Raw genomic sequence first — 20585 nt, 5'->3', positions numbered from 1 at the left:
TTGTCCGGGAAGGCGTCGGCTCAGGCAATGAAGTCTGGCAGAGCGATTGAGTCTGGCTGGCCCGGCCTCTTCGGGGACAAGTTCCTCCTACCGGATCTGCACGCGTCAACTCAATCAACCGTCCTCGGCAGATACAGCGTCACCCGCAACCCGCCGCCGCGCAGGTTTTGCAGGCTGACTTCGCCGCCGTGGCTGTGGGCGATGTTGCGGGCGATGCCCAGGCCCAGGCCGTAGCCTTGCTGCTGGCTGCCCGCGAGGCGGAAATGCGGTTCGAAGACCTGTTCCATACGTTGTTCAGGCACGCCCGGCCCTTCGTCGTCGACATGCAGCACGAACGCCTTGGCGTTATCTTCGACCCGCAGATGCGCCTTGTGTCCGTACTTGATCGCGTTGTCGATCAGGTTGCCGATGCAGCGTTTGAGGGCCAGTGGTTTGCCAGGATAAGGCGCCTCGGCCTTGCCGTCCTGGGTGGCGCTGCCGTTGCCATTGGGCGGCAGAAAAGGCTCCACCAGACAGTCGAGCACATAGTTCAGGTCCACCGCTTCGATGTTCTCGTGAATGTCCGTGTCTTTCACGCATTGCAGCGCGCCTTTGACCAGCAACTCCAGTTCGTCCAGATCACGGCTGAATTTGCGCTGCTGGGTTTCATCCTCCAGCAGCTCGACCCGCAGCCTCAGGCGCGTGATGGGCGTGCGCAAGTCGTGGGAAATGGCGCTGAACAACTGGCCACGTTCGGTGAGGTAACGACTGATCCGGGTACGCATGGCATTGAAGGCGCGACTGACTTCCACCACTTCGCTGCCGCCGCCCTCCACCACCGACTCCACCTCCGCACCTAGCGACATGTCCCGCGCAGCGCGGGCCAGCCGTTTGAGCGGACGACTTTGCCAATGCACCAACAGGCCAATGAACAACAACAGGAAACCGCTGGTCAGGGCGATGAACCAGACTTGCTGCAGGGGCAATTCCTGTTCTTCGAGGGTGGTGTAGGGCTCGGGCAGCAGCGATGCGATGTACAGCCATTCGCCGGGCGCCAGCTCGATCTGGGTGACCAGAATCGGCGGATTGACCGGCTCCAGGCTCAGGGCGTAATGCGCCCAGGAGCGCGGCAGTTCATCGAGTTTCAGACCGCTGTTGAAAATCCGCAGGTCCTCCGGGCGCACGAACCAGACAGAAATGTCCGGATCAGTCCCCAGATGCTGACGCAACACTTCATCGACCACATCGAGCACAGCCTGCTTGCGCGGCGTCGGTTCGAGAGTCTGCATGTCCAGCGGACGATCATTGAGGGACACGACAAAACGCGTGCCGCCCATGCTGCGCAACTGGTCGAGCACCAGCGGCCGATAGGCCAACGGCAACGAGCGAAAATAGCTGACACTGGCCGCCATGGAGTACGCCAGGCTGCGGGCGCTGGTGATCAGGCCTTCCATTTGCGTCGCGCGCAACTGCGACAGCCAGATGACGCTGGACAGCGCCTGGGCCAGCAATACCGCCAGCAAGGTCAGCAGCAACATGCGCCCCAGCAGCGAACGCGGCAGCGGGAACCGACGCTTCGGCGCGGCGTCGCTCAACATTCGGTAACCATAGTTTTAATAACCGTTGCTGACCTGAGAAATGACGTTCGCCGCCAGCAGATAACCGCTGCCGCGCACCGTGCGGATCAGACGCGGTGACTTGCCGGTATCGCGCAGGCGCTGACGCAGACGACTGACCGCCATGTCGACAATGCGCTCAAGGGGCATCAGCTCACGGCCACGGGTCGCGTTGCCGATCATGTCGCGATCCAGAATCTGCTGGGGATTATCGAGAAACAGCTTGAGCAACGCGAAATCGGCGCCGGACAGAATCACTTCCTCGCCATCGTTGTGAAACAGCCGATGACTGACCATGTCCAGCCGCCATTCATCAAACACCAGCACATCGCCGCCGACCCGCTCCTGACCGAATTGCGCCCGCCGCAGCAGCGCCTTGATCCGGGCCAGCAGTTCACGCGGGCTGAAGGGTTTGCCGAGATAATCGTCCGCGCCCAACTCCAGACCGATAACCCGGTCGGCTTCGTCCGAACTGGCGGTCAGCATGATGATCGGCACGTGGGGCTGGCGATTGTGCTGACGCACCCAACGACACAGGCTGAAGCCATCTTCGTCGGGGAGCATCACGTCGAGGATCAGCAGGTCACTGGGTTCGTCGTTGAAGGCCTGACGGAAATCCGCACCGTCGCCGACCGTCCGTACCTGAAAGCCCGAGCGGCTCAGGTAGGTTTGCAGCAATTCACGAATCTCCTGGTCGTCATCAACCAGCAGGATCGATTTACTGACTGAGCTCACCTGGATCATCCTTGTCGCAATGAATCGTTATTGTTTTGAGTAAATGAAGCCCGTTGGAGCGAGGCTTGCCCGCGAAGAGGCCAGGATTTGCACAACATATGCATAGCCTGGACTATCGCTTTCGCGGGCGAGCCTCGCTCCAACGGCTCCTGCAGCGCCTACAACTCTTCACCATCCAGCACGTCACCAAACGCCTGCTGCAACGCAACACCCGCGCCCATCAAGCCCGGATACTCGGCAGTCACCAGCCACACCGGCACGCCATTGAAATAATCGCTCATCACGCCCTTCTCGGCGAACGCACGCTTGAAGCCGCTACTCATGAAAAACTCGATGAAGCGCGGCACCACACCGCCGACGATGTATACACCGCCACGACCGCCGACCGTCAACACGTTGTTCCCGGCCACCCGGCCAAGAAACACGCAGAACTGGTCGAGCACCGCAGCCGCCACCGGATCACCGGCCACCGCAGCCGAGGTAATCGCAGCGGGCGACTTGAGCGTCGGCTCAATATCGTCCAGGGCGCAGCTGACCTGATACAGCAACAACAAGCCCGCACCGCTGAGGATGGTTTCGGCGCTGACGTGTTCGTGGTCGGCCATCAACCGCATCCACAACAAGGCTTCGCGGGCATTGCCGATGGGCAGATCCACATGACCGCCTTCACCGGGCAGCGCCATCCAGCGATTGACGCCGACGCTGAGCAACGTGCCCACGCCAAGACCGGTGCCCGGCCCGACCACGACGCGCGGCCGGTCAGCCTCGCTGATGCCGTGGCAGACCGTCAGGTACTCGTCATCTTTCAGGCAGGTCATGCCCAGGGCCATGGCCGTGAAATCATTGATCAGCAGCAGCTCATCGACCTTCAGGTCCGCGCAGAACGCCGACTTGCTCAACCGCCAATGGCTGTTGGTGAACTGGAATTCGTCGCCATCCACCGGGCCGGCAACCGCCAGGCAGACGAAACCGACATCGCCGCGCTGCAACTCCAGATCCTGAAGATAGACCTCGATGGCCTTCTCCGGACTTACGTAGTCGATGGTCGGGAATACCCGGATGGAATGCAGCTTTTCGTCTTCCCAAATGGCAAAACGTGCATTGGTACCGCCAATATCACCGACCAGGGCCAACTTCACTTAAGCGTCTCCAGACTAGAGGTAAAGGCGCTGGCGCCCTTCTCTGCCGAGCTGAAGGCCATGCGCATGAAATTGAACAGCTCGCGTCCAGTGCCGACACTGTTGTCGAGCTGACCGATAGCGGGTTCTCTGGCGGCCAATTCTGCCGGTTCGACCAGAACTTGCAACGTCCCTTTTACGCCATCAACCCGCACGATGTCGCCATCACGCAAAAGCGCCAAAGGGCCACCATCGAAGGCTTCCGGGCAGACGTGAATCGCCGCCGGGATCTTGCCCGACGCGCCGGACATCCGTCCATCCGTCACCAACGCGACTTTGAAACCCCGGTCCTGCAACACGCCCAGGAACGGCGTCATTTTGTGCAGTTCCGGCATGCCATTGGAGCGCGGGCCTTGAAAGCGCATCACCGCGACGAAATCGCATTCCAGCTCGCCAGCCTTGAACGCATCGGCCAGATCCTGCTGATCCTGGAAGACCTTGGCCGGTGCTTCGACGATCTGATGCTCAAGGGCCACGGCCGAGACTTTCATCACGCCACGACCCAGATTGCCTTCCATGACGCGCAAGCCACCTTCAGGGGAAAACGGCCGCGCGACCGGACGCAGAATATCTTCGTCCAGGCTTTCGATCGGGCCTTCGCGCCAGACCAGCTTGCCGTCTTCCAGAAACGGTTCGCGGGTGTATCGGCTCAGGCCGCGACCGACCACGGTGTTGACGTCTTCGTGCAGCAAACCGGCTTCCAGCAGCTCGCGGATCAGGAACGACATGCCGCCCGCCGCCTGGAAGTGATTGATGTCCGCCTTGCCGTTCGGGTAGACGTGAGTCAGGGTCGGCACCACTTCGGAAAGGTCGGCCATGTCCTGCCAGGTCAACTGAATGCCCGCCGCCTGGGCAATCGCCGGCATGTGCAAGGTGTGATTGGTGGAGCCACCGGTGGCGTGCAACGCGACGATGGAATTGACCAACGAACGCTCGTCGACGATTTCGCCCAACGGCATGAAATTGCCGCTCTGCATGGTCATGCGTGTGATCTGGTGCGAAGCCTCGACCGTCAGCGCATCACGCAGCGGCGTGTACGGATTGACGAACGATGCGCCCGGCAAATGCAGGCCCATGACTTCCATCAGCAACTGGTTGGTGTTCGCGGTGCCGTAAAACGTGCAGGTGCCGGGACCGTGATAGGACTTCATCTCCGAATCCAGCAGTTCTTCGCGGGTGGCCTTGCCTTCCGCGTAACGCTGGCGCACGTCGGCTTTTTCCTTGTTGGAAATCCCCGAGACCATCGGCCCGCCCGGAATGAACAGGGTCGGCAAATGCCCAAAACGCAGCGCGCCCATCATCAGGCCCGGCACGATCTTGTCGCAAATGCCCAGCATCAAGGCGGCGTCGAACATGTTGTGAGATAACGCGACGGCGGTCGACATGGCGATGACTTCACGGCTGGCGATGCCCAGCTCCATGCCCGGCTCACCCTGAGTCACGCCGTCGCACATCGCCGGCACGCCGCCAGCGAATTGGCCGACCGAACCAATGTCACGTAAAGCCTGTTTGATCTGATTCGGGAAATGCTCGTAGGGCTGATGTGCCGAGAGCATGTCGTTATAGGAAGAAACGATGGCCACGTTGGCGGCGTTCATCATGCGCAGGGTGTTTTTGTCTTCAGGACCGCAGGCCGCGACGCCGTGGGCGAAGTTGGCGCACTGTAGCTTGCCACGCATCGGACCATCGCTCGCAGCGCTTCGAATCAGTTGAAGATAGCGCTGCCGTGTATCGTGACTACGGGCGATCAGCCGTTCGGTTACCTCAAGGACGCGGGGATGCATGTGATGAACTCCAGGCTAACGTGTGTGGTCACCCGCTCGGACTGTTCCAGAAATCGAGGCACGAGCCTTGTCTGTAAAAGCTTGATCTCGATCAACTGTACTGGTCTTACAGGCTTCTCGTTGTAGATAAAACAAAATATTGCCATTAAAAAGGCTTGTTTTCTATTTCTATGCGAATAATCTTGTAATTCCAACAACAAATTTACTGAGGACGGCTGTATGACTCTCCGTATTGCAATCAATGGTTTTGGCCGCATCGGCCGCAACGTCCTACGCGCACTCTATACCCAAGGCTATCGCCAGGACCTGCAAGTCGTCGCCATCAATGATTTGGGCGACAGCGAAATGAATGCGCACCTGCTGCGCTTCGACACGGTTCATGGACCGTTCGGCGGAACCGTTGAATGCGACAGCGAAAGCCTGACGGTCAATGGTGACCGAATTGCAGTCAGCGCCATTCGCAACCCGGCCGAACTGCCGTGGAAAGCGCAGAACATCGACGTAGTGTTCGAATGCACCGGTTTGTTCACCGATCGCACCAAGGCCGCCGCGCATCTGACTGCCGGCGCTCGCAAGGTCATTATCTCGGCTCCCGCCAAAGGCGCGGACGCCACTATCGTGTATGGCGTCAACCACGACACCCTGCGCCAATCGCATCAAATCATTTCCAGCGCATCCTGCACCACCAACTGCCTGGCTCCGGTAGCGCAAGTCCTGCACCGTGAACTGGGTATCGAAAGTGGCCTGATGACTACCATCCACGCCTATACCAACGACCAGAACCTGATCGACGTCTACCACACCGACCCGTACCGCGCGCGCTCGGCCACCCAGTCGATGATCCCGAGCAAGACCGGCGCCGCCGAAGCGGTCGGCCTGGTATTGCCGGAACTGGCAGGCAAGCTCACCGGTATGGCCGTGCGCGTACCCGTGATCAACGTTTCGCTGGTCGACTTGACGTTGCACCTGAACCGCGAAACAACGGTCGATGAAGTCAACGCGATCATGAAAGAAGCCAGCCAGCACTCGAAAATCCTCGGCTACAACACCTTGCCGCTGGTTTCCCACGACTTCAATCACAACCCGCTGTCGTCGATTTTCGATGCCAACCACACCAAGGTCAGCGGCAAGCTGCTCAAGGTTCTGGCCTGGTACGACAACGAATGGGCGTTCTCCAACCGCATGCTCGACAACTGCCTGGCGCTGCATAACGCGCAGTAATCCATACAGATCATGTCCCTGGTTGGAATACGATCCCCGTGGGACCGGATTCATCCGGGAAGTGGTCGGGGCAGGCGCTGCATTTCCAGCGCCTGATGGATTTCTTCGGGAATAAATTCCCTCCTACAGGCGAGGCGGCGTACCTGAACACATGCTCGACCGTAAGCCTCGCTCCAACGGATTGCACAAAGACTTGACCGAAGGCGTGGATGATAAGCATTATCATCAACTGCTTTTTCCGGTCGGGTATTCCCGTGAGTCAGTCGCGCTTAAACGAAGTATTCCTTTCCCAACGGCCGGTCCTTTTGCGCACGCTGCAAAGGATGGTCAGCAACCGCAGTACCGCTGAAGACCTGCTGCAGGAGACCTACCTGCGCGTGACGCGGGCCTTGAGCAGTCGCGCCATCGATCACCTGGAACCCTTCGTCTATCAGACCGCGCGCAATCTGGCGCTGGATCATCTGCGGTCCCGACGGATTGTGGCCCGTACCGTCGCCGATGACACACCACAGGCGGATATCGAAAACGTCGTCGCTCAGGCCACGACCCTGGAAGACGCCACTCACGCGACGCGCATGCTCGAAGGCCTCAATGAAAGCCTGAGCAAGCTGAGCCCGCGCCAACAGCAGATTTTCACCATGAGCCGCCTCAACGGTTGCAGCTATGTGGAGATCGCCGAGCAGTTGGGCGTGTCGGCCAGCACGGTGCAAAAAGAACTGAAACTGATCATGGCGATTTGCGTCGCGGTGGCGGCAAGACTTGACCACGTTTAGGTGTTGCAGCAGGCTGCGGACAACCTGTGCACCGGTCTGCGGATCGGCAGCCGATCAACAAGAACCACCGAGGATCATCCGTGAAGGATCCTGACACCCTGCGCGCGCCTTCAGTCGCACAGGATGTACTCAACGACAGCGCGATGGATCAGGCCTTGAACTGGCTGATCGAGCTGGACAGCGACGACCCACAGCAGCAGGCGCGTTTTCAGGCCTGGCTGGCGGCCGACCCTGCTCATCGCAAAGCCTTCGACCGGGTGCACTCGGTCTGGCATTCGCAGCCGGTGGCACAGGCTGCCGCCGCCATGGAACCTGCCCGGCCGACGGTCTGGCGTCGTCGGGCGCGAGCCTGCTGGAAACCACTGGCCACGGCGGCGCTGCTGCTGGTCGCGGTGTTTCATTTCAGCAATCTGGGTTTGCGCTTGCAGGCCGATCATCTGACCGTGGTCGGCGAGCGCCAGCGCTTGCAGCTCGACGATGGTTCCAAAGTCCTGCTCAATACCAATTCGGCGTTCTCCAGCGACATCACCGACAAGACCCGCGTGGCGCACCTGTTGCAGGGCGAAGCGTTTTTTGAAGTGCCTGCCGCCAGTCATAACCTGCCTCTGGAAGTCCAGGCGGGAACGGTGAGCATGCGTACCAGCGGCAGCGCGTTCGCCGTGCGCTATCTGGATGGCGTGGCGCAGATTCACGTCGAACGGGGCGCGCTCGACGTACGCACCCCGCAAAACAATGCGCAGACGGTCATCGCCGGGAACAGCATCAGCGTTGACTCGAACGGCACCAGCCATCGCCAGAAACTTAATCAGAACACCGACCTGGCGTGGGTTCAGGGTCGTCTGGTGTTCGATAACTGCCCGTTAAGCGAGGTGCTGGCCGAGCTGCGGCGCTATTACCCCGGCTGGATCGTCAACACCAACGACACGCTGGAACGCGTCGCCGTCACCGGCAATTATCGTCTCGACAACCCGCTTGAGGTGGTCCGCTCCCTCGCCCACATCACCTCCGCCAGCCTGCATGAGCTGCCGGCGCTGGTCATATTGAATTGATCCGGATTATCTCTTTACCTGACCAATCGCATTCGCGGACAAGTCCCTCCTACCGATCAGACATAGAACCCACTGCAGGAGGGGACTTGTCCCCGATGACGTCAGCTCAGGCGACGATGACGTCCGGATTATTTTTACGCGATAACCGCTCGTCGCTCGTCTAGTCATAGTCAATGCAACTGATTCGTATTAGCGAACTTTCTGCACACACTATTGCCAGCGAGCCAGGGAGCTTTATCGATGTCGTCCATGTTCACCCCCGCCACGGGTTTTGCCACGCCGGCCACTGCTGGACTGCAACGTTTCACGCTATCGGTCTTGACCCTTGCTGTGCTCGCTGCAACCCCAATGGCATTCGCCGCGAGCCCGAGCCAGACCAGCAGTGCCGAAAAAGCCAATCGCAGCAGCGGCACCTACACCTTCGCCATCGAGCAACAACCCCTGGCTGCCGCGCTGAACGAGTTCAGCCGCATCACCGGCTGGCAAGTCGGCCTGTCATCGGCGCTGGCCAACAACGTCACCTCGCCCGGCGCGACCGGCAATCTGTCCGCGGGTAAAGCCCTGGAACGCCTGCTGGCGGGCACCAATCTGGGCTATCGCAATCTGGGCAACAACAACGTCGTGCTGGAAAAACGCACCGCTGGCGCCATCGCCCTGGAGCAGATCACGGTCAGCGCCACGCGTCAGGCTCAGGACGTCACCTCGGTGCCCAACAGCGTGACGGTTCAGGACCGCGCGGATCTGGACCGGCACAACGTCAATAACATCCGCGACCTGGTGCGCTATGAGCCGGGAGTTTCGGTGGGCGGTGCAGGCCAGCGCGCGGGCACCACCGGTTACAACATCCGTGGCATCGATGGCGACCGCATCCTGACCCAAGTCGATGGCGTTGAAGTCCCGGACAGTTTCTTCTCAGGTCCCTACGCCAACACCCATCGCAACTACGTGGACCCGGAAATCGTCAAGCGCGTGGAGATCCTGCGTGGCCCGGCGTCGGCGCTGTACGGCAGCAGCGCCATCGGCGGCGCTGTCAGCTATTACACCCTCGATGCCAGCGACATCATCAAGGATGGCAAGGACGTCGGCGCACGCCTCAAGACCGGCTACAGCTCCGCCGATGACAGCTGGCTGACCTCCGCTACTGTCGCCGGGCGCCAGGGCGACTTCGACGGCTTGCTGCATGTAAGCCAGCGCAATGGTCATGAGACCGAATCCTACGGCAGCACTGGCGGCACCGGGCTGCAACGCACCGAAGCCAACCCGGAAGACGCGCGCACCACCAACGTTCTCGCCAAGCTGGGCTGGAACTACAACGACGGCTCGCGCCTGGGCCTGACCTACGAAAAGTACAAGGATGACCGCGACACCAACCAGAAGAGCGCGGTAGGCGGGCCGTTCAACGCCGGCAGCGGTTTTGGCTTCTATCGGGCGCGAACCGGCAACGACACCATTACCCGCGAGCGCTTCGGCCTGGAGAACAGCTTCGCGCTGGATAGCCTGCTGGTCGATAACGTCAAGCTGAGCCTGAATTACCAGATCGCCAAGACCGATCAAAGCACCCTTGAGCGCTACGTGCCCGGCTCGCGGGATGTCTGGCGGTCCCGCGATACCTATTACAAGGAACGCCAGTGGGTGCTTGACGCGCAACTGGACAAGGCATTCAGCATCGCCGACACCGAGCATGTGCTGACCTACGGCACCACCTTCAAGCAACAGAAAGTCACCGGTCAGCGCAGCGGCGACGCGACCTGCGCCGCCGTGCTTGGCACTTGCCGAGTGATCGGCGCGAAAAGCCCGACCGCGTCGGACAGCCTGACGCCATCGAGTGACTTCCCGGACCCGACCATCAACACCTACAGCCTGTTCGCCCAGGATCAGATCCACTGGAACGACTGGACCTTCCTGCCCGGCGTGCGTTACGACTACATCGACCTGAGCCCGCACATCACCCAGGAATTCCTCAATACGGTCAACCCAACCGGCGGCGGTCAGGTCAGCGACGAGAGCAAAACCTGGCATCGCCTGTCGCCCAAGTTCGGCGTGACCTACGCCCTCAGCGAGCAATACACCTGGTACGGCCAATACGCCGAAGGTTTCCGCACACCAAGCGCCAAAGCCTTGTACGGGCGCTTCGAGAATCTGCAAACCGGCTACATCGTCGAGCCCAACTCGGATCTCGAACCCGAGAAGAGCAAGAGCTATGAAACCGGTTTGCGCGGCCATTTCGATGCGGGGTCGTTCGACGTCGCGGTGTTCTATAACAAGTACCGCGACTTCATCAATGAAGACGCGATCCAGCCGGCGACCGCCACCCAGGCGGTGTTCCAGTCCAACAACATCAAGCACGCCACCATCAAGGGCGTCGAGCTCAAGGGTCGCCTGAATCTGGATACCTTCGGCGCTGCCGATGGCCTGTACGCCCTGGGATCGGCGGCTTATCAATACGGTCGCAACGACGACACCGGCGAACCGATCAATAGCGTCAATCCGCTCAAGGGCGTCATGGGCCTGGGCTATGAACAGGAAAACTATGGCGGCCTGCTCAGCTGGACCCTGGTCAAACGCAAGGATCGCGTGGACAGCACCAATTTCCACGCACCGGACGGTTCGTCCAGCCAGTTCAAGACACCCGGTTATGGCGTGCTCGACCTGGAAGGTTTCTACAAAGTCACCGACGACGTCACCCTCAATGCCGGTCTGTACAACCTGACCGACAAGAAATACTGGCAGTGGGACGACGTGCGCGGCTATGACGGCGTGGGCGAAGCAGGCGTGACCAGCCCGGCGTCACTGGATCGCCTTACCCAACCGGGACGCAATTTCGCCGTCAACGTGGTGTGGGATATCTGATCCACCGGAGATCCATTGTGGGAGCGACCGGGGTGGCGATCCACCTTGCTCGCGAAGCGCACTGGTAGGAGGGGACCTGTCCCCGATAGCGTCGGACTGGCCAACACCATTTCGACTGACCCAATCCAGCGTCTACGCCAACGCCTTCCCGGACAAGTCCGGTCCTACAGGATCGCGTCGATGTCGAAATTGTAGGAGCCAACTTGTTGGCGAAACGGCGTGCCTATTCGCGAGCAAGGTGGATCGCCACCCCGGTCGCTCCCACACAAGTTCGCATCCTACAGATGCATGTTTTTTACGTAAATGACGCCTGCCAATCGTCTTGTTAACAAGCCCGTCGCTTTCACAAGGAAGACCCGATGACTCCCGAAACTCATGCTCCAGCTCTGCGTTCGCAACGTTTGAATCTGGTGACCCACGCGCCCCACGAGCAACTGGATAAAGCCGTCAAGGCCAATGCGCCCTTCGAAACCCTGGCCAGTTACGCCCGCTTCGTGGTTGCGCAGTATCTGTTCCAGGCGGAACTCAAGGCGCTGTACACCGATCCTGATCTGATCAAGCTATTCCCCGACCTGGCGAGCCGCTGCCGCGCCGAGCAGGCGATGGCCGATCTTGGCGACCTGAACACCGACATTCCTGCGCCGGTCAGCGGTGCGCTGCGCAATCCCGCCAAAGCCCAGGCGCTGGGCTGGCTGTTCGTCTCCGAAGGCTCGAAACTCGGTGCTGCGTTTCTGATCAAGCGTGCTGCCGCGTTGAACCTCAGCGACACCTTCGGCGCCCGCCATCTCGGCGAACCCGCCGGTGGTCGTGCGGAAGGCTGGAAGACCTTCACGCGCATCCTCGACAGCCAGACCTTAAGCGCAGAAGAGGAAGCGCAGGCCGAGCAAGGCGCCATCGACGCGTTCGAACGCTTCAACGTCCTGTTGCAACACGCCTACGCCACGGCAAAGCCAGCTGCAATGGCCGCCACCTGAAAACCGGCCCGGCCTGTTAAGCTGGCCGGGATTTCCATGACAGCCATGTCCCCATCGACCACTGACGAGACCATGACCAGCAAACCTCCAGGGTCCAGAATTTCCCGCTGCCTTTTTGGCCTGCTCGCTTACATCAGCCTGGGCATCGGCCTGATCGCCATTTTTGTGCCTGGCTTGCCCACCACCGAATTCATCCTGCTGGCTGCCTGGGCGGCGACCAAAAGCTCGCCACGCCTGAGCGCCTGGCTGGAAAACCATCGTCTGTTCGGCCCGATCCTGAGTAACTGGCGCAATGGCAAGCTGGTCGCGCGGCAAGCCAAGATCAGTGCCACGATCAGCATGCTGGTTTGCGCCATCCTCATGTTCAGCCTGATGCCCCACAGCTGGCCACTGTATGCCGCAGTCGCGGGCATGAGCCTGGGCAATCTGTGGATCTGGTCGCGCCCGGAACCAGAACCTCGAATTAATTGACCGAAACGTCTAAACCATTTCCCCCTGATACTTGCTGATGCCATTTGCTTATTGAAATGCGACATTTTCATTCGCAAACGGCACTAACACGTTAAATGTGTCGATGATCTGATCAGGATCAACTGTGTACAACATAGTTGGACTAACCTGCTTCCTTCTCTAACGGATGGAACGATGAAATGTCTGACACTTCCGGAAAACTCAGGCTTGGCGCGTTAGTTGCCCTTGTCGTTGGCTCAATGATTGGTGGTGGTATTTTCTCACTGCCGCAAAATATGGCTGCCAGCGCCGATGTCGGGGCAATTCTGATCGGTTGGGTGATCACTGCAGTCGGCATGCTGACCCTGGCGTTCGTGTTCCAGACGCTGGCCAATCGCAAGCCAGACCTGGATGGCGGGGTTTACGCCTATGCCAAGGCCGGGTTCGGCGACTACATGGGTTTTTCGTCGGCCTGGGGGTACTGGATAAGTGCCTGGCTGGGCAACGTCGGCTATTTCGTTCTGCTGTTCAGTACGCTGGGTTATTTCTTCCCGATCTTCGGCGAAGGCAATACCGTTGCAGCAATCATCGGCTCGTCGATACTGTTGTGGGCTGTGCATTTTCTGGTGTTGCGCGGCATCAAGGAAGCGGCGTTTATCAACTTGATCACCACCGCGGCAAAAGTTGTACCGCTGCTGTTATTTATTCTGATCGCCCTCTTCGCTTTCAAACTGGATATCTTCACTGCTGATATCTGGGGTCTGAAAAATCCGGATCTTGGCACCGTTGCCAATCAAGTGCGCAAGATGATGCTGGTGACCGTTTGGGTATTCATCGGTATCGAAGGCGCAAGCATTTTTTCCGCCCGCGCTGAAAAACGTTCGGACGTGGGCAAGGCCACGGTGATCGGGTTCATTACCGTGCTGCTGTTCCTGATACTGGTGAACGTCCTCTCATTGGGCATCATGACTCAGCCGGAACTGGCCAAACTGCAAAATCCGTCGATGGCAGCCGTACTCGAACACGTCGTCGGACCATGGGGCGCAGTGCTGATCAGTGTCGGTCTGATCATTTCCCTGCTCGGCGCGTTGCTTTCATGGGTCCTGTTGTGTGCGGAGATCATGTTCGCCGCCGCCAAGGATCACACCATGCCGGCCTTCCTGAAGAAGGAAAACGCGAAGCAGGTGCCCGCCAACGCGCTGTGGCTGACCAATGCCATGGTGCAGATCTTCCTGGTTATCACCCTGTTTTCCGCCAGCACCTATTTGTCGCTGATCTACCTGGCGACCTCAATGATTCTAGTGCCGTATCTGTGGTCGGCAGCCTACGCCTTCCTGCTGACGGTGCGCGGTGAAACCTATGAACATGCGCCTGGCGAACGCCGCAAGGATTTCATCATCGGCGGCATCGCCCTGATTTACGCCATCTGGCTGCTGTATGCCGGGGGTACCAAGTACCTGCTGCTGTCGGCGTTGCTGTATGCGCCGGGCGTCCTGCTCTTCGTCAAGGCCAAGCGCGAATCCGGCCAACCCATTTTCAACACCATCGAAAAGCTGATTTTCACCGCAGTGGTCATCGGTGCGCTGGTCGCCGCCTACGGTCTGTACGACGGCTTCCTGACCCTGTAATCGCAAGCAATTCCAATGGAGGAGAACAGATATGTCCACTGATAACACCAAACTCGGAGTCCATTCCGAAGCCGGGAAGCTGCGACAGGTCATGGTGTGTTCGCCTGGACTGGCCCATCAGCGCCTGACGCCCAACAACTGTGACGAGCTGCTGTTCGACGACGTGCTATGGGTCAGCCAGGCCAAACGCGATCATTTTGACTTTGTCAGCAAAATGCGCGAACGGGGCATCAACGTCCTGGAAATGCACAACCTGCTGACCGACACTGTGGCGATCCCCGAAGCACTGGACTGGATTCTGCAACGCAAAGTCACTCCGAACATGGTGGGCGTCGGGCTGGTCCACGAAGTCGATAGCTGGCTGCGCAGTCTCGAACCACGCAAGCTTGCCGAATACCTGATCGGTGGCGTTTCCGCCGATGACCTGCCGAACACCTTCGGTGGCAAGACCATCGAAATGTTCCGCGACTTTCTGGGGCATTCAAGCTTCATCCTGCCACCGCTGCCCAACACTCAATTCACCCGCGACACTACCTGCTGGATCTACGGCGGCGTGACCCTGAACCCTATGCACTGGCCCGCCCGACGCCAGGAAACGCTGCTCGCCAGCGCGATCTATAAATTCCATCCCGACTTCGTCAAAGCCGACTTCCAGGTCTGGTATGGCGATCCCGATCAGGATCACGGCAACGCGACCCTTGAAGGAGGCGACGTGATGCCCATCGGCAATGGCGTGGTGTTGATCGGCATGGGCGAACGCTCCTCGCGTCAGGCCATCGGTCAGCTCGCGCAGAACCTGTTCAAGAACAACGCCGTGCAGCGGGTGATTGTCGCCGGACTACCCCGGTCGCGCTCGGCCATGCACCTGGACACCGTCTTCAGCTTCTGCGACCGCGACCTGGTGACGATCTTTCCGGAAGTCGTCGCTCAGATCGTTGCGTTCAGCCTGCGCCCGGATGAGAGCAAACCCGGCGGCATCGATATCCGTCGCGAAGAGACCAACTTCCTCGACACCGTGGCTGCAGCCCTGAACCTCAAGGCACTGCGGGTCGTCGAGACAGGCGGCAACAGCTTCGCTGCCGAACGCGAGCAATGGGACGACGGCAACAACGTTGTAGCGCTGGAGCCCGGTGTCGTCATCGGTTATGACCGTAACACCTATACCAACACCTTGATGCGCAAGGCGGGCGTTGAAGTCATCACCATCAGCGCCAGCGAACTGGGCCGTGGACGCGGCGGTGGTCACTGCATGACCTGCCCGATCATCCGCGACCCTATCGACTACTAAATTTCCCGCTTATTGACGTTCGGCCCACAGAAACCCGGTTTCACTGTGCCGAACGAGGAGATTCAAACCATGGCTTTCAACATGCGCAACCGCAGCCTGCTGAGCTTGATGCATCACACCAATCGCGAGCTGCACTACCTGCTGGACCTGTCCCGTGACCTCAAACGCGCCAAGTACACCGGCACCGAGCAGCAGCACCTCAAAGGCAAGAACATCGCGCTGATCTTCGAAAAAACCTCGACCCGCACCCGCTGCGCTTTCGAAGTCGCCGCCCATGATCAGGGCGCCCACGTCACCTACATTGATCCGGTTTCATCACAGATCGGCCACAAAGAAAGCATGAAGGACACCGCCCGCGTATTGGGCCGCATGTTCGACGCCATCGAATACCGCGGCTTCGAGCAGGACATTGTCGAAGAGCTGGCCAAGTTCGCCGGCGTGCCGGTATTCAACGGTTTGACCGCCGAGTTCCACCCGACGCAAATGATCGCCGACACCTTGACCATGCGCGAACACAGCGACAAGCCGCTGCATGACATCAGTTATGCGTACCTGGGCGACGCGCGCTACAACATGGGCAATTCGCTGCTGATGATTGGCGCGAAGCTGGGCATGGACGTGCGCATCGCCGCGCCCAAGGCGCTGTGGCCGCACGAAGATTTCATCGCCCAATGTAAAACCTTCGCCGAAGAAAGTGGCGCGCGGATCACCATCACTGAAGATCCGAAAGAAGCGGTCAAAGGCGTGGACTTCATCCATACCGACATCTGGGTTTCCATGGGCGAGCCCGTCGAGGCGTGGGATGAACGCATCGAGCAACTACTGCCCTACCAGGTCAATGCGCAGATGATGAAGGCCTCCGGCAACCCGCGGGTGAAGTTCATGCATTGTCTGCCCGCGTTCCATAACAGCGAAACCAAGGTCGGCAAAGACATCGCCAGCCGGTATCCGCATCTGGCAGGCGGCGTTGAGGTCACTGAAGAAGTCTTCGAGTCGCCCGCCAATATCGCCTTTGAGCAAGCGGAAAACCGCATGCACACCATCAAGGCAATATTGGTCGCGGCGTTGGCGGATATCTGATTTCTGAACTGCGCAATAGCGTTGGATCGCCGCCCGCTCGATCCAACAGGGTTACCACCGAACTTATTGAAGGAAATCACCATGCGTATCGTCGTAGCACTGGGCGGCAACGCCCTGCTTCGCCGTAGCGAGCCGATGACTGCTGACAATCAGCGGATCAACATTCGCGTCGCCGCAGAGCAAATCGCTCGCATTGTCGATGGCAACGAACTGGTCATCGCCCACGGCAATGGTCCGCAAGTCGGCCTGCTGTCCTTGCAGGCCGCTGCCTATACCAGCGTCACGCCGTATCCTCTGGACGTGCTGGGTGCAGAAACCGAAGGCATGATCGGCTACATGATTGAGCAAGAACTGGGCAATCTGCTGCCCATCGAAAAGCCCTTCGCAACGTTGTTGACGCAGGTCGAAGTCGATGGCAATGACCCAGCGTTCCAGCATCCGAGCAAACCGATCGGCCCGGTTTACAGCAAGGAAGAAGCCGAACGTCTGGCCCAGGAAAAAGGCTGGAGCATCGCCCCGGACGGTGACAAGTTCCGCCGCGTGGTCGCCAGTCCCAAGCCTAAACGTATCTTCGAAATCCGCCCGATCAAATGGCTGCTGGAAAAAGGTAGCATTGTGATTTGCGCAGGCGGTGGCGGCATTCCGACGATGTATGGCGCAGATGGCAAGTTGCAGGGCGTTGAAGCCGTTATCGATAAAGACCTGTGTTCAGCCTTGCTGGCCGAGCAACTGGACAGCGATTTGCTGGTGATTGCCACGGATGTTGTCGCGGCGTTCATCGACTGGGGCAAACCGACCCAAAAAGCCATCATCGAAGCGCATCCGGACGACATGGAAAAACTGGGCTTTGCAGCAGGCTCAATGGGGCCTAAAGTTCAGGCTGCCTGCGAATTCGCTCGTCACACCGGCAACCCTGCGGTGATCGGTTCGCTGGCGGACATTGATGAAATCGTCAAAGGCACCGCTGGCACCCGCATCAGCACCGCCTGCACGGGCATTGTCTACGGTTGAACACTGACTGCCGCTGAACCCCGAATGGGCCCGTGGGTCTATTCGTACTCTTCTACTTATCAATGGGGCAATGCACATGTTCGAGCCAGGTCACCTGCATATCACTCGCACGGCGCTGCAAGCTTCCGATTTTGGCTACAACATCCACATCCGCTATGAAGTCTGCGAATGCCCGGGAGAAGGCACTTGCATGCGTTTCGTCATGGAAGGCGAGGTCGCCGGCAATCAATTTCAGGATGAGTTCGTATTGCCACGCGATCTGGCCTTCAATTTCGCCCACGACGCCAATCGCATCGCCATCAAACACGGCCTGCCGCATCTGGCAACGCTGCCCCTGGCAATGCACAAGGAATACGATCAGATGTTCGAAGACGTGCGCCACAAGCTGCACGCCGAATCGGGCGATACGGTGAAGCCGGAACATCTGACGTAACAACATCTGGAACAACCGTAGGACCGGCTTTAGCCGGGAGGGCATTCTCCCGGCTAAAGCCGGTCCTACGGAGTGACGCGGTAATTCAGATAGTTATGCGATGTTCGATGCGCAAACATCGCCTTCGCGAGCAAGTCGGAAGCGCCGCCCGCTCGCTCCAACAAGTTCACCGTGGCTCGGCGTGCGCCATTTACTGGCATAATCGCCCCCCTCGCGGCCCAGAATCCATAGCTTGCCATGCGCATCCACGTCAGCTTCATCGACCGAGTCGGCATCACCCAGGAAGTCCTGGCCATTCTGGGTGGACGCAATCTCAACCTCGATGCCGTGGAAATGGTGCCGCCCAACGTCTATATCGATGCGCCTACCCTGAGCCATCAGGTCCTTGAAGAACTCAAGGACGCGCTGTTCCGGGTGCGGGGTGTCGAGGCAATCACCGTGGTCGACATCCTCCCCGGCCAGCGCCGCCATCTGCAACTGGATGCCTTGCTCGCCGCCATGACCGATCCGGTCCTGGCGCTGGACAGCGCCGGCCATGTGCTGTTGGCCAACCCGGCATTGATTACCCTGATCGGTCGCGAACCGGCCGGTGAATCGGTGGCTGAGTTGTTCGCTGATCCCGGCCTGCAAAGCGCACTGCTGGAAAACGGTTTTCGCCTGCCGTTGCGTGAAGTCACCCTCAACGGCGAAGCCTTGCTGCTGGACGCCACGCCAATCACCGATGCCGGCGCGCTGCTGACCCTTTATCAACCGAGCAGGATTGGCGAGCGGCTGTCCGCGCTGCACCATGATCACGCCGAAGGTTTCGATGCCTTGCTCGGCGAATCCCCGGCCATCCGCACCCTCAAGACCCGCGCGCAACGGGTGGCGACACTGGATGCGCCGCTGCTGATCCAGGGTGAAACCGGCACCGGCAAGGAACTGGTCGCCCGCGCCTGCCACGCCACCAGCGCCCGACACAGCGCGCCGTTCCTGGCGCTGAACTGCGCGGCACTCCCGGAAAACCTCGCCGAAAGCGAGCTGTTCGGCTACGCCCCCGGCGCCTTCACCGGCGCGCAACGTGGCGGCAAGCCGGGCCTGATGGAATTGGCCAACCACGGCACGGTGTTCCTCGACGAAATCGGCGAGATGTCGCCTTACCTGCAAGCCAAACTGCTGCGTTTTCTCAATGACGGCAGTTTTCGGCGGGTGGGCGGCGACAGGGAAGTGAAGGTCAACGTGCGCATCCTCAGCGCCACCCATCGCAATCTGGAAAAAATGGTCGGCGAAGGCACGTTCCGCGAAGACTTGTTCTATCGCCTCAACGTACTCAATCTCGAAGTGCCACCGTTGCGTGATCGGGGTCAGGATATTCTGCTGCTGGCGCGGTATTTCATGGAGCAGGCGTGCGCGCAGATCCAGCGCCCGGTGTGTCGCCTTGCGCCCGGAACCTATCCGGCGCTGCTCAGCAACCGCTGGCCGGGCAACGTGCGCCAATTGCAGAACGTGATTTTCCGCGCCGCCGCGATCAGCGAAAGCAATCTGGTGGACATCGGCGACCTGGACATCGCCGGCACTGCGGTCGCCGGAGTCAATGATGGTGAAGTCGCCAGCCTTGAGCAGGCCGTCGAACAGTTCGAAAAAACGCTGCTGGAAAAGCTCTACGGCGAACACCCGTCCACCCGCCAGTTGGCAGCGCGGTTGCAGACCTCACACACAGCGATTGCCCATCGGTTGCGCAAATACGGGATTTCGGGGAAGGTTTAGCGCCATTTGACGCAATCCTTGTAGGACCGGATTCATCCGGGAGGACGTCGGAGCATGCGTTGAACCTCTTCGGTGAATTCACCTGCCCTTTCGGGAACAAATTCCCTGCTACAAATTTAGGCAACATCCGCCAATCACATGTAGCGATTTCAATACAGACGTAACGATATCGCTACGACCTCCACATAGCCATGCCCGCCTGGCCCTTGCGCAAACAACCAATTCCCAACGACGTCAAACTGTAGCGATTTCGCTACACCAAGCCCATGCACGGCTTGGTAAAAACCCTGAAAACCCCTGATTTCATTACCCCAAACGACTTTGGCCGCAAACTTGCTAAGGACAATGCCATTACGCTCGCGCCTGGCACGAGCCTTTGTCCCCTTGAGGAGTTTTTATGAGCGAGTTGCGATTTACCGTTGACCACGAATGGCTGCGTGCCGAAGCCGATGGCAGTGTCACGGTTGGCATCACGCCTTATGCGCAAGAATCCCTGGGCGACGTGGTGTATGTGCAACTCCCGGAATTGCAGGCTTATAGTCAACACGCCGAGGCTTCGGTCGTGGAATCGGTGAAGGCTGCGAGCAGCATCAATATGCCGCTCGATGGCGAAGTGGTCGAGGTCAACTCGGCTCTGGACAGCACCCCGGAACTGGTCAACGAAGACGCTTTGGGCGCAGGCTGGTTCTTCCGTTTTATCCCGCAAGACGCCAGCGCCATCGATGGCCTGCTGGATCAGGACGCCTACGACCGCCTGATCAAAGCAAACGCTGAAGCCTGAGGAGCACGA

General features: G+C 59.5%; 16 protein-coding genes and 1 pseudogene. 13 read left to right on the top strand and 4 right to left on the bottom strand.

From position 1 onward, the window contains the following. Positions 1-110: 110 nt before the first annotated feature. From AFK24_RS21000 to edd, 4 genes are all read right to left on the bottom strand, one after another. Entirely contained in the window at positions 111-1577 is a 1467-nt protein-coding gene (locus AFK24_RS21000) for an ATP-binding protein (protein WP_170826375.1), read from the bottom strand. A gap of 15 nt (positions 1578-1592) precedes the next feature. After that, positions 1593-2339: a response regulator gene (locus AFK24_RS20995; protein WP_430962171.1), complete on the bottom strand. Its 747-nt coding sequence runs from the start codon at positions 2337-2339 to the stop codon at positions 1593-1595. Positions 2340-2488: 149 nt separating this feature from the next. Then, the gene (locus AFK24_RS20990; RefSeq protein WP_065835046.1) at positions 2489-3469 is read right to left on the bottom strand and encodes a glucokinase; all 981 of its coding nucleotides are present in this window, start codon (positions 3467-3469) and stop codon (positions 2489-2491) included. Beyond that, positions 3466-5292 carry a phosphogluconate dehydratase gene (gene edd / locus AFK24_RS20985; RefSeq protein ID WP_065835045.1) on the bottom strand — a complete coding sequence of 609 codons (1827 nt, stop codon included), beginning with the start codon at positions 5290-5292 and terminating at the stop codon, positions 3466-3468. The genes AFK24_RS20990 and edd overlap by 4 nt, the downstream gene beginning before the upstream one ends. A gap of 219 nt (positions 5293-5511) precedes the next feature. Between edd and gap the strand changes: the two genes are divergently transcribed. The 13 genes and pseudogenes from gap to gcvH all read left to right on the top strand — a co-directional run bounded on the left by gap (position 5512) and on the right by gcvH (position 20576). Continuing rightward, positions 5512-6513 carry a type I glyceraldehyde-3-phosphate dehydrogenase gene (gene gap / locus AFK24_RS20980; protein WP_065835044.1) on the top strand — a complete coding sequence of 334 codons (1002 nt, stop codon included), beginning with the start codon at positions 5512-5514 and terminating at the stop codon, positions 6511-6513. A 254-nt stretch (positions 6514-6767) separates the two neighbouring features. Next, entirely contained in the window at positions 6768-7286 is a 519-nt protein-coding gene (locus AFK24_RS20975; protein WP_065835056.1) for an RNA polymerase sigma factor, read from the top strand. An 80-nt stretch (positions 7287-7366) separates the two neighbouring features. After that, the gene (locus AFK24_RS20970; protein ID WP_065835043.1) at positions 7367-8335 is read left to right on the top strand and encodes a FecR family protein; all 969 of its coding nucleotides are present in this window, start codon (positions 7367-7369) and stop codon (positions 8333-8335) included. A gap of 240 nt (positions 8336-8575) precedes the next feature. Then, entirely contained in the window at positions 8576-11185 is a 2610-nt protein-coding gene (locus tag AFK24_RS20965) for a TonB-dependent receptor (RefSeq protein ID WP_065835042.1), read from the top strand. Between the two features lie 359 nt (positions 11186-11544). Next, a complete protein-coding gene (locus tag AFK24_RS20960) occupies positions 11545-12159 on the top strand; it encodes a biliverdin-producing heme oxygenase (RefSeq protein WP_065835041.1) in 615 nt (204 codons plus the stop codon). Next, a pseudogene (locus AFK24_RS20955) lies at positions 12140-12630 on the top strand (YbaN family protein). Before AFK24_RS20960 ends, AFK24_RS20955 begins: the two are co-directional and overlap by 20 nt. A 179-nt stretch (positions 12631-12809) precedes the next feature. After that, on the top strand, positions 12810-14237 hold the full coding sequence (gene arcD / locus AFK24_RS20950; protein WP_065835039.1) for an arginine-ornithine antiporter: 1428 nt from the start codon (positions 12810-12812) through the stop codon (positions 14235-14237). A 31-nt stretch (positions 14238-14268) separates the two neighbouring features. After that, positions 14269-15525, top strand: coding sequence for an arginine deiminase (gene arcA / locus AFK24_RS20945; RefSeq protein ID WP_065835038.1), 1257 nt, complete (start codon positions 14269-14271; stop codon positions 15523-15525). A 69-nt stretch (positions 15526-15594) separates the two neighbouring features. Further along, positions 15595-16605: an ornithine carbamoyltransferase gene (locus tag AFK24_RS20940; RefSeq protein WP_065835037.1), complete on the top strand. Its 1011-nt coding sequence runs from the start codon at positions 15595-15597 to the stop codon at positions 16603-16605. A gap of 81 nt (positions 16606-16686) precedes the next feature. Next, positions 16687-17616: a carbamate kinase gene (gene arcC, locus AFK24_RS20935; RefSeq protein WP_065835036.1), complete on the top strand. Its 930-nt coding sequence runs from the start codon at positions 16687-16689 to the stop codon at positions 17614-17616. A gap of 76 nt (positions 17617-17692) precedes the next feature. Further along, on the top strand, positions 17693-18049 hold the full coding sequence (locus AFK24_RS20930) for a DUF5064 family protein (RefSeq protein WP_065835055.1): 357 nt from the start codon (positions 17693-17695) through the stop codon (positions 18047-18049). A gap of 237 nt (positions 18050-18286) precedes the next feature. Continuing rightward, positions 18287-19795: a sigma-54-dependent transcriptional regulator gene (locus AFK24_RS20925; protein WP_065835035.1), complete on the top strand. Its 1509-nt coding sequence runs from the start codon at positions 18287-18289 to the stop codon at positions 19793-19795. A 397-nt stretch (positions 19796-20192) separates the two neighbouring features. Continuing rightward, complete coding sequence (gene gcvH, locus AFK24_RS20920) at positions 20193-20576, top strand: glycine cleavage system protein GcvH (protein ID WP_065835034.1); 384 nt, start codon at positions 20193-20195, stop codon at positions 20574-20576. Positions 20577-20585 lie beyond the last annotated feature (9 nt).

Origin of the sequence: Pseudomonas syringae, from assembly GCF_001698815.1 — a bacterium.
Classification (GTDB): domain Bacteria; phylum Pseudomonadota; class Gammaproteobacteria; order Pseudomonadales; family Pseudomonadaceae; genus Aquipseudomonas; species Aquipseudomonas syringae_A.
This window is presented reverse-complemented; position numbering and strand designations above follow the sequence as displayed.